15 protein-coding genes and 1 tRNA gene are annotated in these 15,417 nt (G+C 53.4%); 3 read left to right on the top strand and 13 right to left on the bottom strand.

From position 1 onward, the window contains the following. Positions 1-14: 14 nt before the first annotated feature. From ade to infC, 8 genes are all read right to left on the bottom strand, one after another. Entirely contained in the window at positions 15-1,790 is a 1,776-nt protein-coding gene (gene ade, locus NI21_RS0106265) for an adenine deaminase (protein ID WP_033125381.1), read from the bottom strand. 39 nt (positions 1,791-1,829) lie between these two features. Continuing rightward, complete coding sequence (locus NI21_RS0106260) at positions 1,830-3,155, bottom strand: NCS2 family permease (protein WP_033125380.1); 1,326 nt, start codon at positions 3,153-3,155, stop codon at positions 1,830-1,832. Between the two features lie 104 nt (positions 3,156-3,259). Beyond that, positions 3,260-4,501, bottom strand: coding sequence for a Zn-dependent hydrolase (locus tag NI21_RS0106255; protein WP_033125379.1), 1,242 nt, complete (start codon positions 4,499-4,501; stop codon positions 3,260-3,262). Between the two features lie 134 nt (positions 4,502-4,635). Next, positions 4,636-5,010, bottom strand: a complete 375-nt coding sequence (locus tag NI21_RS0106250) for a zinc ribbon domain-containing protein (protein ID WP_033125378.1) — start codon at positions 5,008-5,010, stop codon at positions 4,636-4,638. A gap of 187 nt (positions 5,011-5,197) precedes the next feature. Beyond that, positions 5,198-5,281, bottom strand: a tRNA-Leu gene (locus NI21_RS0106245). Between the two features lie 226 nt (positions 5,282-5,507). Then, on the bottom strand, positions 5,508-5,864 hold the full coding sequence (gene rplT, locus NI21_RS0106240) for a 50S ribosomal protein L20 (protein WP_033125377.1): 357 nt from the start codon (positions 5,862-5,864) through the stop codon (positions 5,508-5,510). Between the two features lie 32 nt (positions 5,865-5,896). Then, complete coding sequence (gene rpmI, locus NI21_RS0106235) at positions 5,897-6,094, bottom strand: 50S ribosomal protein L35 (RefSeq protein WP_004840820.1); 198 nt, start codon at positions 6,092-6,094, stop codon at positions 5,897-5,899. 32 nt (positions 6,095-6,126) lie between these two features. Further along, on the bottom strand, positions 6,127-6,621 hold the full coding sequence (gene infC, locus NI21_RS0106230) for a translation initiation factor IF-3 (RefSeq protein WP_033125376.1): 495 nt from the start codon (positions 6,619-6,621) through the stop codon (positions 6,127-6,129). Positions 6,622-7,015: 394 nt separating this feature from the next. Here infC and NI21_RS0106225 point away from each other — a divergent pair, with 394 nt between their 5' ends. Together NI21_RS0106225 and NI21_RS0106220 are read left to right on the top strand one after the other, a co-directional pair. Continuing rightward, positions 7,016-8,371 carry a sodium-dependent transporter gene (locus tag NI21_RS0106225; RefSeq protein WP_033125375.1) on the top strand — a complete coding sequence of 452 codons (1,356 nt, stop codon included), beginning with the start codon at positions 7,016-7,018 and terminating at the stop codon, positions 8,369-8,371. Between the two features lie 31 nt (positions 8,372-8,402). Beyond that, entirely contained in the window at positions 8,403-8,876 is a 474-nt protein-coding gene (locus tag NI21_RS0106220; protein ID WP_033125374.1) for a YbaK/EbsC family protein, read from the top strand. Between the two features lie 111 nt (positions 8,877-8,987). On the opposite strand, the gene NI21_RS0106215 is transcribed toward NI21_RS0106220, so the two are convergent. Together NI21_RS0106215 and NI21_RS0106210 are read right to left on the bottom strand one after the other, a co-directional pair. Further along, on the bottom strand, positions 8,988-9,656 hold the full coding sequence (locus NI21_RS0106215; RefSeq protein WP_033125373.1) for a B3/4 domain-containing protein: 669 nt from the start codon (positions 9,654-9,656) through the stop codon (positions 8,988-8,990). A gap of 30 nt (positions 9,657-9,686) precedes the next feature. Next, positions 9,687-10,550, bottom strand: coding sequence for a DegV family protein (locus NI21_RS0106210; RefSeq protein ID WP_033125372.1), 864 nt, complete (start codon positions 10,548-10,550; stop codon positions 9,687-9,689). Positions 10,551-10,709: 159 nt separating this feature from the next. Here NI21_RS0106210 and NI21_RS0106205 point away from each other — a divergent pair, with 159 nt between their 5' ends. After that, positions 10,710-12,071: a spore germination protein gene (locus tag NI21_RS0106205; RefSeq protein ID WP_033125371.1), complete on the top strand. Its 1,362-nt coding sequence runs from the start codon at positions 10,710-10,712 to the stop codon at positions 12,069-12,071. 54 nt (positions 12,072-12,125) lie between these two features. Here NI21_RS0106205 and NI21_RS0106200 read toward each other — a convergent pair whose 3' ends face one another. The 3 genes from NI21_RS0106200 to nrdD are packed head-to-tail and all read right to left on the bottom strand — an operon-like array spanning position 12,126 to position 15,255. Further along, on the bottom strand, positions 12,126-12,638 hold the full coding sequence (locus NI21_RS0106200) for a deoxyuridine 5'-triphosphate nucleotidohydrolase (RefSeq protein WP_033125370.1): 513 nt from the start codon (positions 12,636-12,638) through the stop codon (positions 12,126-12,128). Continuing rightward, the gene (gene nrdG, locus NI21_RS0106195) at positions 12,631-13,119 is read right to left on the bottom strand and encodes an anaerobic ribonucleoside-triphosphate reductase activating protein (RefSeq protein ID WP_033125369.1); all 489 of its coding nucleotides are present in this window, start codon (positions 13,117-13,119) and stop codon (positions 12,631-12,633) included. Before nrdG ends, NI21_RS0106200 begins: the two co-directional genes overlap by 8 nt. Before the next feature lie 3 nt (positions 13,120-13,122). Then, complete coding sequence (nrdD, locus tag NI21_RS0106190; RefSeq protein ID WP_033125368.1) at positions 13,123-15,255, bottom strand: anaerobic ribonucleoside-triphosphate reductase; 2,133 nt, start codon at positions 15,253-15,255, stop codon at positions 13,123-13,125. Positions 15,256-15,417: the final 162 nt, after the last annotated feature.

Genomic DNA, 15,417 nt, shown 5'->3' with positions numbered 1-15,417 from the left:
TACATGCAGACTGATCACGCAAACAGGGGGATCAGTTCCTTTTTCAGCACGTCCACCATTCCCAGATCGGACATTTTTACCTTGGGAATGACAGGAAGGGCCAGTGTTACAATTCGCAGGAGCGGATTCTCAAGCCCTGTAAGCCCCAGCTCCCTGTTAGCCTCCTTCATGGCCTGGCTGTCCTTTGCCAGCTCCGCGGCGTCTTTCAGGGAAATAAGCCCTGCCAGGGGCAGCTCAAGCACATGGAGCAGACGTCCGTCCTTGACCGCACTCATACCGCCTCCGCACTGGATCAGCGCCTTTGCCGCTGCCAATGCATTTGCCGCGCTGTCGTAGACAACGGTCAGGTTGTGGCTGTCATGGGACACTGTGGATGCCAGGGCGCCGCAGGTCGTCCCAAAGCCCTTCACAATACCTAAGCCGATGGTGTCATGGCCTTTATGCCTGTTTACCACAGCCACGAATTTGAGATCCTCTCCCTCCAGGCATACATACCCGTCCTTCACCGGCAGCTGGGCTGTGGTCAGCTCTGTGGAGGAGAGATGGATATCCGGGTACTCCATCACATTGACTGTCACCGTTCCGTTTTCCACCGGAGCCTTGATCCGGAAATCCTCCTCCGTCAGCTCTCTCACATACATGGTGTTAACCTTTTCCAGAGGATACTCTCTATCCTCGATGGGCACAGACATCTGTCCCATCTCGGCCACCAGCTTTCCGCCGAAAAATACATAGTCCGGCTTCAGCTCCCTTAAATCGCTCACAATGAGCATGTCCGCCACATATCCCGGGGCAATGGCTCCCAGGTTCTCAAGGTGGATCTCTCTTGCCGTGTTAAAGGTGGCGCTCTTGATGGCTGTCACCGGGTCCATGCCGCTTCGGATGGCCGTTCTGACCACATCGTTCATGTGGCCCACGTGCAGGATGTCATCCGCCTCCCTGTCGTCTGTACAGAGACAGAAATGGTCAAAGAACCGGACGCCTTTCACGCCCTCCCAGATCTCCTCCACATTTTTCGTGATAGAGGACTCTCTGGCGTCCACAAACATACCGCTGCGAAGCTTCTCCAGCGCCTCATAGCGCTCCCTGGACTCATGGCAGGTATTGGGGCCGCCGCAGAGGTAAGCTGACAGCATCCTTCCGGAGACAGAAGGGGCGTGTCCCTGCAGGTACAGTCCTTTTTTGTCCATCACGTCAATAATGTCCATCATCCGGTCTTCCCCGTGTATCACGGCCAGGAAATCCATCACCTCAGCCAGGCCGATAACCCGGTCCATGGAGGACAGCTCCTCGATCTGTCCGGCAAAAAATTCCGCTCCAGCATTCTCCAGTCCCGGCACCGCCGGCACGCAGCTGGGAATATCGATGAGCTGCCGCATAGGCAGGTCATCTCCCGCCTCGTGCATGTAGCGCACTCCCTCCATGCCGCACACATTAGCGATCTCGTGGGGGTCTGTGACAACTGTAGTCGTCCCGTGAGGGATCACCCCTTTGGCAAAATTCCTGGGAGTCATCATCGAGCTCTCAATGTGCTCGTGGGCGTCGATAAAGCCGGGAATCAGATACCTTCCTCCCCCGTCCACCACTTCTTTTGCCTTGTCCAGCTCCGTCCCGGGATTTTTGTATTCCACATGGGCGATCATCCCGTCATAGACAAATACATCCGCAGGATAAATTTCCCCTGTGATCACATTGACAAGCTGCACATTGGTGATGGCCAGATCGCTGTCGATCTCGCCAAGGGCTGCACGGAGCAGCTCCTTTTTATTTTTCGGTTGAATTTTCATCATATACCGCCTTTCTGCAGACTACCGGTCTGCCGCTCTTCCTTATGAGAGGAAATACAGGATCAGTGGGATGCACAGGACATAGAGAAATGGATGTACCTCCTTCCATCTGCCCGTCAGCAGCTTGATCACTCCGTGAGCGATAATGCCGGCAGAAATACCGCCTGCAATGGATCCTGTGAAGATCGTGAACATGATCATGACAAAGGGGCCAAATGCCTCTGTAAAATCAGAGAAGTCGATATTCTGGATGCCCTGGATCATGAGGAAGCCGACAAAGATGAGGGCCGGTCCTGTGGCCGCGTTGGGGATCATCAGCACAAGGGGTGACAGGAACACCATCAGAGCAAAAATGATAGCTGTGATCACACTGGCAAAGCCTGTGCGTCCGCCCGCCTCCACTCCGGCGCTGGACTCCACAAAGGTGGTCACTACCGTGTTACCTGTACATGCTCCCACGCAGGTTCCAATGGCATCCACGAGGAAGGGCTTCTGGATATTCGGCAGGTTTCCATTCTCATCCAGCATACCTGCCTTAGCTCCCACACCGAGAACCGTTCCCAGGGTGGAGAAGAAGTCTCCGCAGAAGGACACAAAGATCAGCGGGATAGCGGAGAAGGAGAGCACCTCCTTAAAGTCAAAGGCAAACATCAGATTGCCAAGCCCGTCAAAATCCGGCACCTTTGCCAGCGTCTCCGGAACCGTCGTCACTCCGAGAGGAATGCCCAGCACCGTGACCGCCACAATTCCGATGAGGATGGCCCCTGTTACCTTGCGTGCTGTCAGCACCGCGATCAGTATCAGACCGAAAATGGCCAGGTACACAGAGGGCTGTTTGAAATCACCCTGGCTGATGCCATCCACAAATGTGCCGATCCCACTGTTCTTAAATCCAAGATAGGCGATATAAAATCCAATGGCCGTGCTGATGGCAATCTTCAGGTTTTTGGGGATTGTCTTTACAATGAGATCCCGCACACCGAACACGGTGAGCAGCACAAAGATCGCTCCTGAAATCAGGATCAGTGACATGATGCCGCCGAAGGAAATAGCCCCCGCGATCAGCATAGCGCCGAACATGGCATTATTTCCCATCCCGGTGGAAAGGGCAAATGGCATATTGGCATAGAGCGCCATAAAAAGCGTGATGACAGCGCTGACAAGAGCGCAGGTGACAAGGATGGCCTCCTTGGTGATCATCACCCCGTTGGTGTCAATGACATAGTCGGCATCCCCCACCATAAGGCTCGGCTGTACGACCAGAATGTACGCCATCGTCATAAATGTAGTGATACCAGCTATTGTCTCCACTTTGAAGCTTGTTCCCCGCTCCTGAAAGCGAAAGAAGCTGCTGATTTTTTCTTTCATTAGTTACCTCCTCTTACTCTTCTTTTCTGTGATACTATATTTTATCCTCCCTGAGGGCCGCTCATACCGGCTCTGTCCGAAGGCTAAAACCATTTCTTTATCCCTTACAGGTATTCTTTACAGGCTGCTGTCTCCCTTATCATCTCCATGAGCACCTGGGCTCCTGCCCCGCAGTCCTCCGGCAGAGTGTACTCCTCCTTCCGGTGGGAGTATCCTCCCTGGGATGGCACAAAGATCATGCTGACAGGACAAAGTCCTCCAAAATTCATGCTGTCGTGGCCCGCGCCGCTCATGAGCCGGCACCGGGAATAGCTGTTTCTGTCACAGATCTCCTCCATCCTCTTTTTCAGCTCTTCATCGCAGACTGTTCCGGGCAGCGACTGATCCAGCACTCTTGTGATCCTGACATGCTCCTGTTCTTCCAGAGTCGCCTCAAAGCGCTCCATCTCTCCCATGACATCCCGTATATCCTCATCACGGACACTGCGGATGTCCAGGGAAAAACGAGCTTCCCCGCAGATAATGTTGCAGGTCCCGGGACGCACCTCTATGCGCCCCACTGTAGCCACGCAGTCCTTCCTCGCCCTGGCCAGCTCTGTCACCCGCAGGATCCATCTGCTCATGGCCGGGACCGGATCTGACCGCCCGCTCATGGGCGTGGCTCCCGCGTGGGCGCTGCTCCCGGCAATGGTCACTGTGTACCGCTCCAGTCCCGCAATTCCCTCCACAACGCCGATCTGGCAGTCCCCCTTTTCCAGAACCTGCCCCTGCTCGATGTGAAGCTCCAGCATGGCTTTTATCTGATCCACCCTGCAGGCATCCAGTTCTTCCGGGGAAAGCCCGTAGGATCTCATAGCGTCGCGCAGGGAGACGCCGTCCCCATCTTCAGACGCCAGCCCCTCTGGCAGTACCTTCCCGCAGATAGCCTTGCTCCCGATCATGCCGTAGCCAAACCGGTTGCCCTCCTCGTCCTTAAAGCCCACCACCCACACAGGGCAGCCTGGCACATATCCGCCTTCTCTCAGCGTCTGCACTGCCTCGATAGCTCCCAGCAGTCCCAGGCACCCGTCAAATTTTCCTCCCTGCAGAACTGTATCGTAGTGAGAGCCGGTGATCACCGGCTCTCTGCTCTCAGCCGGGGTGTCCGGCATCCATCTGCCGATCAGGTTGCCCGCCGCGTCTGTCTCCACGGAAAGCCCCGCCTCCTCCATATAGCGGCGTATCAGCTCCTCCGCGGCCCGGTCCTGAGCGGTAAAGGGAAATCTGGTGACGCTCCCGTCCCCGTTTCTCCCAATCCTGCCAAGCTCCATTATGTGGTTCCACAATCTCTGTGTATTGATCTTCATAAGCCCTCTGATAGTATGATTTAATATTATTTGAATTTTACAAACTTTTTCAAAATTAGCCACATTATACCACGATTACCCTGCCTGGTAAACCTTAAAATCCTCAAATCGGTCTCTCGGATCAATATCCCTGCTTAAAATCTTCCGCCGCATTTCGGGCAGAATGTAAAGTCTTCCTCTGTCGTATAGCCGCAGTTCGGACAGCGCTTTACCCGTCCTGACTGCCATCCTCCGGAGACCGGCTCCAGATCCTCCTGCCTGATCTCCAGCTCTTCCCCTCTTGCGATCCGCCTGCCCACCTCCGGATCCAGCCTGTACACAGTGCCGCAGCAGCTTGTCTGCACAAAGTACTGCTTGTTCCACTTAAAGCAGGGAATAAAGAACAAAGACAGGGCCGTGTATGTCATGTACACCATATATCTCCCGTATCTGCCGCACCTGCTGCAGATGACCATCTGGTTGAACTTCAGATCCTTTCGCCCACTGGTGATACCTATGATAAAAAACATGCTCTCACGTTCCTTCCTTATTATAATCAGATATAAACAAACCAGCTTTCATTATAGCGGAAAAACGCGCTTTGTACAGCTCTTTTTCCCCGTTGATGTCAAAAATGAAAAAAGGAGCTCCCGCTCTCCCCGGGAACTCCTCTCTGGAAATGAAAAAAGCCTTGAAAACTCAAGGCTTCTTACTTAATGCGGAAGATGGGACTTGAACCCACACGACACGAATGTCACAAGATCCTTAGTCTTGCTCGTCTGCCAGTTCCGACACTTCCGCATGACTGCTTTATTTCGCTGTCCGAAAAGTATAATACTACAGGCCAGCCTGAATGTCAACAGTTATTTTAAATTTTTTTCTATTTTTTATACAGTATATATATTATATACATTATATGTATTATGCGCATTTGGAAATCCTTCGAAAATTCCCGCCCCTTGTGGGCGGAAATCTCCGGATTTCACTTAAAAATCACTTCAAACACTCTGCTTTAGCGAGCGCCTTATTACGCAATGCTCTTCTTTGCAGTCTCAGCCAGGGAAGCGAAGCCTTCCTTGTCGTTTACTGCCATCTCAGCGAGCATCTTTCTGTTAATGTCAATGTTGGCAGCCTTCAGGCCGTGCATGAACTTGCTGTAGGAAAGTCCGTTCATTCTTGCAGCAGCGTTGATACGTGCGATCCAGAGCTGACGCATCTGGCGCTTGCGCTGCTTTCTTCCTGCGTATGCAGATGTGAGAGCTCTCATGACAGACTGCTTTGCAACTCTGTACTGTTTGGAGCGCGCTCCTCTGTATCCTTTCGCCAGCTTTAATGTTCTGTTATGTTTCTTCTTAGCGTTTAATCCGCCTTTAATTCTTGCCATGTCCTAATTCCTCCTTCAATCTTTTCCCAATCCTACAGATATGGTAATACTTTCTTCATATTCTTTACGTTGGTTGCGTCTGTGATTGTAGCCTGTCTGAGATTTCTTTTTCTCTTTGTAGACTTCTTGGTTAAGATATGGCTCTTATAAGCTTTGTTTCTTTTCAGCTTTCCTGTACCTGTCTTTTTGAAGCGCTTTGCAGCAGCTCTATTTGTTTTAATTTTTGGCATGATGTTTTCCTCCTTAAAGATAAATAGTATTTTTAACGTTTTTCAGTTAAAACCATGCTCATATTTCTTCCTTCGAGTTTGGCCGGCTTTTCCACAACCGCCACGTCCGCAAGCATCTGCGCCACATCGTCCAGGATGTGCTTGCTCTGCTGCACGTGAGCCATCTCTCTTCCGCGGAAACGGAGCGTAACCTTCACTTTATTTCCCTTGGTGAGGAATTTCTTTGCATTGTTCACCTTGGTGTTCAGGTCGTTGGTGTCAATATTTGGTGAAAGACGCACTTCCTTCACTTCAACCGTTTTCTGTTTTTTTCTGGCTTCCTTCTCTTTTCTTGCCAGCTCATATTTGTACTTGCCGTAGTCAATGATCTTGCATACCGGCGGCTGAGCTTTGGGAGCAATTTTGACCAGATCCAGCTGCGCCTCCTCTGCCAGCTTCATAGCTTCACGGGCAGACATAATTCCGAGCTGTTCTCCAGCCTCGCTGATCACACGTACTTCCCTGTCTCTGATCTGTTCGTTAATCATTAAATCGCTAATTGTAGTGCACCTCCATCATAAAAAAATAAGTGAATAGTCCAGACTACCCACTTAACCTATTGCACAATACACCTGACATGGTATATAATGTCTCAATATCAACCAATAGTCACCTGATCGTGCTATGGTGAGAGCGGATACTCTGCTTTGTTTTACACCTTACGCATCAATTAATTTATCACACATTCTGATCCATGTCAACACTTTTCTTTTTTCTATCCTATTTTCCTTGCTAAATATCTCTTCTTTCATTATAATAGTCCTTACATATGTCTGAGATCGTCCGGGTGCAGGTGCGCACACCGCTGTGCGCCAAAGGCAGGCGGAGATCCGGGATGCATGTGTGGACTACTGATTGAAAAATTTGAGGAGGTTTCTACAAATGAATAAGAGAAGCAGCTTTTCCGGCAAGCTGGGCTTTGTGCTGGCTGCCGCCGGATCAGCGGTGGGACTGGGAAATATCTGGCGTTTTCCCTATCTTGCCGCCCAGTACGGAGGAGGCACCTTCCTCCTGATCTACCTTGTGATCGCAGTGACCTTTGGTTTTTCCCTAATGATCGCTGAGGTGGCCATCGGAAGAAAGACAGGCCTTTCCGCCATCGGCGCGTTTAAGTCGCTGGACTCCCGTTTTGGATTCCTGGGAATCCTGGCATCCGCCGTCCCCATCATCATCCTTCCCTATTACTCTGTGATCGGGGGATGGGTCATCAAATACTTTGCGGTCTTTCTCACCGGCGGCGGCTCCGCCTCCGCGGCAGACGATTATTTTACGAATTTCGTCGGGAGTACTTTTGAACCCCTGGGCTGGTTCCTGCTCTTTCTGGGAGCAACGGCAGTCATCGTTCTTCTTGGAGTGGAGAAGGGAATTGAGAAGGTGAGCAAATTCGCCATGCCCATCCTTGTCCTCCTGGCTGTGGTCATCTCCATATACTGCCTGACCCTGGACGGCGCCATGGACGGACTTGCCTATTATGTGCAGCCCCACATGGATGACTTTTCTGTAAAGACAGTCCTCTCCGCCATGGGCCAGCTCTTCTACTCCATGTCCCTGGCCATGGGTATCATGGTGACGTACGGCTCTTACATGCGCAAGGACACCAACCTGGAGAGCTCTGTGCGCCAGATCGAGGTGTTTGACACAGTCATCGCCTTCCTGGCCGGTCTCATGATCATTCCGGCTGTGTTCGTGTTCTCCGGCGGAGACCCGAAGATCCTTCAGAGCGGACCGAGCCTTATGTTCGTGATCCTGCCTAAGGTATTTGCCAGCATGCCCATGGGCGGGGCCATCGGAGCGGCCTTTTTCCTGCTGGTGATCTTTGCGGCCCTGACATCCTCCATCTCGCTGATGGAGACTATCGTTTCCATCTTCCGGGACAAGTTCCACTGGAGCCGTAAAAATGCCTGCATCTTTGTGACTGTCCTGTCCCTGGTGATGGGAGTTCCGTCCTCCCTTGGATTTGGTCCCTTAGGCTTCATCACCTGGGCCAACATGACCATTCTGGACATCATGGACTTTGTCAGCAACAGTGTACTCATGCCCATCGTGGCCTTCTTCACCTGCATCTTCGTGGGCTTCTTTGTAGGCCCGAAGGTGATCGCTGACGAGGTAAAGATAACCAACGGAAAATTTGTGGGCGAAAAGCTGTTCACAGTCATGATCAAGTGGATCACCCCTGTTTTCCTTGTGCTGATCCTCGCCAGCTCCGTGGCCAATTCCATGGGATGGTTCAAACTTTAATATCTAATATGAGAAAGGTGATGTATAAGACATGTCGATCGAGAAGGTAAGATCCTACTTCCGCCAGTGGCCTGGCATGGAGGAACGAATTCTGGAGTTTCCCGTATCCAGCGCCACTGTGGCCGAAGCCGCCAAAGCGGTTGGCACTGAGGAGAGACGGATTGCGAAAACTCTCTCCTTTATGCTGGATGAAGGCCCCATCCTTGTGGTGGCGGCCGGAGACGCCAAGATAGACAACAAAAAATTCAAGGGCACCTTTCACAAGAAGGCTTCCATGCTGAAGGTGGACGAGCTGCCAGAGCTGGTGGGACATCCTGTGGGCGGTGTGTGCCCCTTCGGGATCCGGGAGGGAGTAAAGGTCTATCTGGATCAGTCGCTTCGGCGCTTTCCCACCGTCTTTCCCGCCTGCGGCAGCGCCAACAGCGCTATTGAGCTGACCATTCCGGAGCTGGAGACGTACTCCCGCTTTGCAGAGTGGGTGGATGTGTGCAGGATACCGGAATAAGAAATATTGGAATAAAAAGCGCTATGATAAAGATGCCAAAATAAAAGGAGCAGCCCTGCCATCAATGAGTTCAGATGGCAGGGCTGTTCCTTTGGCTTCCGTTCTATTTTGCTATTCGACAATCCAGCTCTCAACGTCCGATGCGCCCGCGTATTTCTCCAGATATTCCTTCCCGTACTCCAGCGCCTTCTCCAGATCGCCGCCAGGTGAGAAAGAGTAGATCAGGGTCAGCACCTCCTGCGCCTCCTCCGTGATCATGGCCCGCTCGGAGTCGCTTGTGGAGCTTCCGATGGCTCCCGCCTCATCCACCAGCACCGGCAGGTGTTCGATATTGACCTGATCCTTTCCGATGCCCTTGTAGGTCTCTCCCTCCCGCCCGATGCGGAAGGTGAGCTCCTCCCCGATGTGAGCTGTGTCATAGGAGCCCACGGAAAATCCGGACTGTATGGAGATCAGGTTGTTCACATCCACCACTGTGTTGACCTGGTAGAGCCCCTTCCCCTGTCCGATCCTGCGGATCAGAGCCTCGGAGGACACCCGGTAGCGGCTGGGATCCTTTCCGAAGGCCCGGTAGGCTGCCCGGGACTCCCTGATGTTCGGGATCTCCGTCACCCCATAGTCAAAGATGTCGTCCTTTGCCTTCTTAAAAATATCTTTTTTGAGATAGGCCCACAGCTCCTCGTTTTTCGCTTCCACCTTCACCTTGTACTGCAGGCAGCCCACTCTCGTGTCCGGCCACTTGTCCTTCATCTCCCCATCAATCACCAGATGCTTTCCCATGCCCTTTCGTCTCCTTTTCCTGTCTTGTACCTAGCGCTTATTTCCCATGCAGAACACAGCCACAACACCGGGGCCGGTATGGCTTCCGATGACTGTGCCGATGTTGTTGATCAGTATATTGTCGATGCCCATCTTCTCCCGCACAAGGCTGGCCACATACTCGGCGTCCTCTATGCAGTCCCCGTGTGTGATCATGATGATATCATTGTCCCAGCCTTTGGACTGCTCCACCGCCATGTCCACGATCTTGTTCAGGGATTTCTTCCTTCCCCGCTCTTTTCCGATGACCTGCAGCTTACCCTCGTTGTCCATGTGGATGATAGGCTTGATCTTCACCATAGTGCCCACCACGGCTGTAGCCTTTGAGATACGCCCGCCTCTGTGGAGATGGTTCAGGTCGTCCACCGTCACATCATGGCAGATATGCAGCTTGTTCTCCTCCACCCAGGCCGCCGTCTCCTCAATGGTCTTTCCCGCCGCCTTCTGCTGAAGTGCCTTGTAGAGGAGAAGTCCCTCGCCCAGGCACGCGCACAGAGTGTCAATGACAATAACCTTTGCCTCCGGGTACTCCTCCCGGAGTTCCTCACCCGCGATCTTCATGCTGTTGCAGGTGCCGGAGAGTCCGGATGAGAAGGCCAGGTGCAGCACGTCCTTTCCTTCCTTTAAAAAGGGCTCCAGAGCCGCCTTCGCCTCCTCCGGGTTAACCTGGGAGGTGACAGACATTTTCCCCTCTCTCAGCTTGGCAAAAAATTCTTTGGCGGTCAGGCCGCTCATATCCTCATAGGTCTGTCCGTCCATTGTATATCTCAGAGGAACGACCGGAACATTCCTCTCCTCCAGCCATTCCTTTGGCAGATCCACTGTACTGTTCACAGTGATCACATAATCCCTCATTCTTCCATACCTCCTATACATTGGTTCTGTTGCACTAATCATACCATTTTTTATACAGTAAGGCAAAGCCTTTTGACGGCTCATGCATATTTCACCCTGTTTTGGGCAGATTAAGCTTATCAACACAATGTATCAGTACGGATATGGAGGGATCGATTTATGCCGGATACGAGAATAGTGACTGCGTCTGTGAAAGAAAATGTGGCGTACATGAACCAGATACTGCCTGTAAAGGACAGCTTTGACCTGGTGCAAAGGGATCTGGTCATCGGGGAGCGGGAGGCCTCCTTTTTCTTCATCGACGGATTTATGAAGGACGAGGTCATGTTGAAGATCATGGACTCCTTCCTCAGCGTTGCGAAGGAGGATATGCCGGGGAGCGCCACCGGCTTTGCCAGGCAGTGCCTCCCCTACGTGGAGGTGGACACCATCAGCGACTTTGACCAGGTCCTTCGGAACCTCCTCTCCGGCACCACCTGCCTTTTCATAGACGGCTACGAGGCCTGCCTTGTCATCGACTGCAGAACCTACCCCGCCAGAAGCGTGGGGGAGCCGGAGAAGGACAAGTCACTGCGAGGCTCCAGGGACGGCTTTGTGGAGACCATTGTGTTCAACACAGCTCTCATCCGCCGCCGGATCAGGGATCCCCATCTGGTCATGCAGATGATGGAGATTGGGGACATCTCAAGGACAGACGTGGCTCTGTGCTACATGTCGGACCGGGCCGATGAGTCTCTCCTTAAAAATGTGGAAAAAAGGCTCCAGTCCATCCACACCGGAGATCTGCGGATGAACCAGCAGAGCCTGGCGGAGGAGCTCTTCAAGAGAAAATGGTTCAATCCCTTTCCCAAATTCAAATTCACAGAGCGGCCGGATACGGCAGCGGCCTGCCTCCTGGAGGGGAAGGTGGTGATCCTGGTGGACAACTCCCCCTCCGCCATGATCCTGCCCACCTCCATCCTGGATATCATCGAGGAGGCCAACGACTATTATTTTCCCACCCTGACCCAGATTTACCTGAAATTTTCCAGAGGGCTCATCACCTTCCTGACCGTCTTCCTGACGCCGGTCTTTCTTCTCTTCATGCAGAACCTAAACTGGCTGCCGGAGGTTTTCCGCTTTGTGGCCATCCGGGACACGGTAAACATCCCTCTTGTGTTCCAGCTTCTCATGCTGGAGCTGGCCATTGACGGGCTGCGGCTGGCGGCCCTGAACACCCCCAGTATGCTGAGCACCCCCTTGAGCGTCATCGCCGGCATTGTCATGGGCGAATTCTCCGTCCAGTCCGGCTGGTTCAACTCGGAGGTCATGCTGTACATGGCCTTTGTGGCTGTGGCCAACTATACCCAGCCCAATTTTGAGCTGGGCTACGCGCTGAAGTTCATGAGGCTTTTGCTCCTCATCCTGACCGCCCTCTTCAACTGGGTGGGCTTTGCAGCGGGCTGCGTCATTGTCATCTGCAGCATCTGCTTTAACAAGACCCTCTCCGGCCGGAGCTACCTGAACATCAAACTAAACTGACCTGCAAAACCAAACAGGCCCGGGACAGACTGAACTGCCCCGGGCCGCCGGCCTTTAATTGGTACTTCCAAAGCCTCCGTTGCGGATGCCCTCCGCCTCGTCGTCCACTGTGATACCGTACTCCACAAAGATCCCCTGCATAAAACCTGTGCCCGCAGGGATCTCCACTGTCTTCCCCTCGTTGGTGTCGTTGGTGAGCTTGGCAAAAATGTGCCCCTCATTGTCAGAGTAGTAGTAATCGCTGTCAATGATGCCCACCGTATTATTGAGCTGAAGGCGGTACTTGAAGCCAAGCCCGCTCCTGGGATAGCATTTGAGCACCCACTCCTCCTCCATCTTTGCCCGGACGCCGGTGGGGATCTTCACCGTCTCCCCCGGCCCGAGGGTAACGTCCGCGGGGGCGAAGAAATCATAACCGGCAGAGCCCTTTGTGGCCCTTCTCGGCAGACGGATACTCTCGTAGATTTCCCGGAGCTTCTCCTTTGAAGTCTCGCCGAAGGTGTCTGTCCACCCCTCCTCAAACTGTGTAATGCTTACCTTCTCAAATTTCGCAATCCTCTTAGCCATGTAATACAACCTCTCCTGTCTTTAATGTCTTCTGCACATCGATCACCTGCTGGTTGGTGCTTCCCTTCCAGTGCAGCGTGCTGTCCTTCTCATCCTCACGGAAGGGCCCGTCCACCAGCACGTCCACATACCGGATCACCTCCAGATCCCGCACCTCGTCCCAGGTGCTGCCTGTGTAGAGCCAGATGGTCTTGTCCGGGAAATCACTCCTGATCTGTCGGGCCAGCTCCGTCACCCCCTGCATGTTGGCAGGGTGGAGAGGATCGCCGCCGGAGAAGGTGATGCCGCTCACATAGTCCTTCTCAAGCTCCTCATAGATCTCCTGCCGGGCCGCCTCGTCAAAGGGCAGTCCCCCTTCCGGGTCCCAAGTCACCGGGTTGTGGCACCCGGGGCAGGCGTGGGCGCATCCTGCCACCCACAGGACCACCCGCAGGCCGTCTCCGTTGAGCATATCATCCTTTGTTATGTTGTGGTATCTCATGTCTTACATGCTCTTCCTTTCCGCGATCTCCGCCATCTTGGCCTCGTTGAGGCGGGTGTCCCCCTTGACCCTGGAGTAGGACAGATACCCGTTCATGCGGTCAATCTTTGTCAGATTTTTGCTGCCGCACACAGGGCACACATCCATGGACAGCTCCTCGTGTCCGCAGTCATCACAGTAGGCCAGGGACAGGTTGACGCCCTCGTAGTAGCCCTTGGCCATGGCCCGGCGCACCAGGGAACGGATGGCTTCTTTATTGTAGTTGACCGGATATTTGACATACTGGATCTTGCCGCCGTTGCTCAGATCCCAGAAGCGCCCCTCCAGATCCTGCTTCTGTATGGGGGTGATGTCCTCCGTCACATGGCAGTGGAAGCTGTTGCTGACGTACTCCCGGTCTGATACATTCTCTATGATACCATATTTTTTCCGGAACTGCTGCACCTGAACGCCGCATAAATTCTCCGCCGGCGTCCCGTAAATAGCGTAAAGCCGCCCGTCCTCCTTCTTGAACTCGTTCACTCTGTCGTTGATGTACTGGAGGGTCTCCAGGGCGAACTGACCATCCTCCACAAGAGATTTCTTGTTGTGGAGCTGCTGCAGCTCGTTCAGGGCCGTGATGCCAAAGGAGGCAGTAGCGGACTTAAGAAGGGGCTTGATCTTGTCATAAAGTCCCAGATGGCCGCCGTAGAAGCCGCCCTCGCAGTACGCCAGGGGGTTGGTGGAGGCCTTCATCTCTCCCAAGTAGTCGTAGGTGCGCAGGTGGAGCTGACGGATCAGGTTCAGATAGTAGTCCAGCACCTCATGGAAATCTCTGCTCTCCTGCTTTGCCTTCGCGTAGATCATGGGGAGATGGAGGCTGATGGCTCCGATGTTAAATCTTCCCACAAATACCGGCTGGTCGTTTTCATCTGCCGGCTCCATGCCTCCCCGCTCATACCAGGGGGACAGGAAGGCCCGGCAGCCCATGGGGCTTACGACCTTTCCATATTTTTTGTACATGCTGGCCACGTAGCCGTCCCCTGTCAGGCTGAGCCAGTCCGGGTACATGGTCCTGGAGGAGCAGTCGATGCCCGCCTCGAACACGTCCTCCATCACGCCGCCCGGTCCGTGGAGCTTCTCGTCGTAGAGGAAGACGATCTTGGGAAAGAGGACCGGCTTTTTGTGCCCTTCCTTCCCCTGTCCTTTTTTGCGCACCTCCAGCATTTTCATAGTCACAAGCTTGCCGTACCTGCTGGGGACCGTGCCGGCTGTCACCGTGATAAAGGGGTAGTCCCCCCGGCTGGAGGAGACGGAGTTGAACTTGTACTCCCAGCCCTGGAAGCCCTGCTCCATCTCCTTCTCCAGATCCGCCCAGGCCACCTTCTGAACCGTCTCCTCGTCCAGACCTAAATCCCGATACTTCTGGATCAGCCTTTTGTGGGATTTCTCCGCAAAGGGCTCCAGTATGTCGTCCACGCTGGGGACGGTGAAGCCGCCGTACTGCTGGCTGGCCGCGCTAAGGACAATGTCCCCGATGACGTCAAAGGCGGTGTCCAGCGTCTTGGGCTCATTGTACCACAGGTTTCCCATCTCAAAGCCCCCAGTGAGCACAGACTTCACGTCAAAAAGACAGCAGTTCATCGTGTCCCTCCTGGCGGACATGTCGTGGATGTAGATGTAGCCGTCCCGGATGGCCTGGATCTCCTCCACAGTGAGGAAGAACTTCTTGTACAGCTCCTTGTTCAGCTCATTGAAGATGAGGCTCCTCTTGGTAGACACAAGGGCACTGTCCGTGTTGCTGTTCTCCTTGTCCCCGATGTACATGATGGACTGGCTCTTCTTGTAAACGTCATCCAGCATCTGGACAAAATCCTGCTTGTAGTTCCGGTAATCCCGGTAGCTCTTCGCGACCACAGGGTTCACCTTCTCAAGAGCTCCCTCCACCACGTTGTGCATCTGGGCGATGGGAACCTCCGTGATGTCCAGGTCGTCCACCTTCTCCTCCACAAAGCGGCAGATGAACTTCAGCTCCTCGTCTGTAAACCTGATCAGCGCCCGGTACGCGGACTTGTTGACAGCCACAACCACCTTCTGCACATTGAATGTCTCCTTTGTGCCGTCCTTTTTCACTACCTTCACGTTGTCTCTTCTCATAATATGCCTCTCCTCGTATGTCTATATTTAGTGTTTTATTTTTATCTCACTCACTATATCCTGTGAAAAATGCATTATCTATATTACCATCCCCCCTCTACCCGCGTCAATCAGAACCGCCCGAAAATATTTCACAAAAAAAGAGCCCCGCCGGGCTCTTAT

This window comes from Eubacterium sp. ER2, from assembly GCF_000765215.1.
Classification (GTDB): Bacteria; Bacillota; Clostridia; order Lachnospirales; family Lachnospiraceae; genus Claveliimonas; species Claveliimonas intestinigallinarum.
The sequence above is the reverse complement of the archived record's forward strand: the minus strand, read 5'-3'. Positions and strand labels throughout refer to the sequence as shown.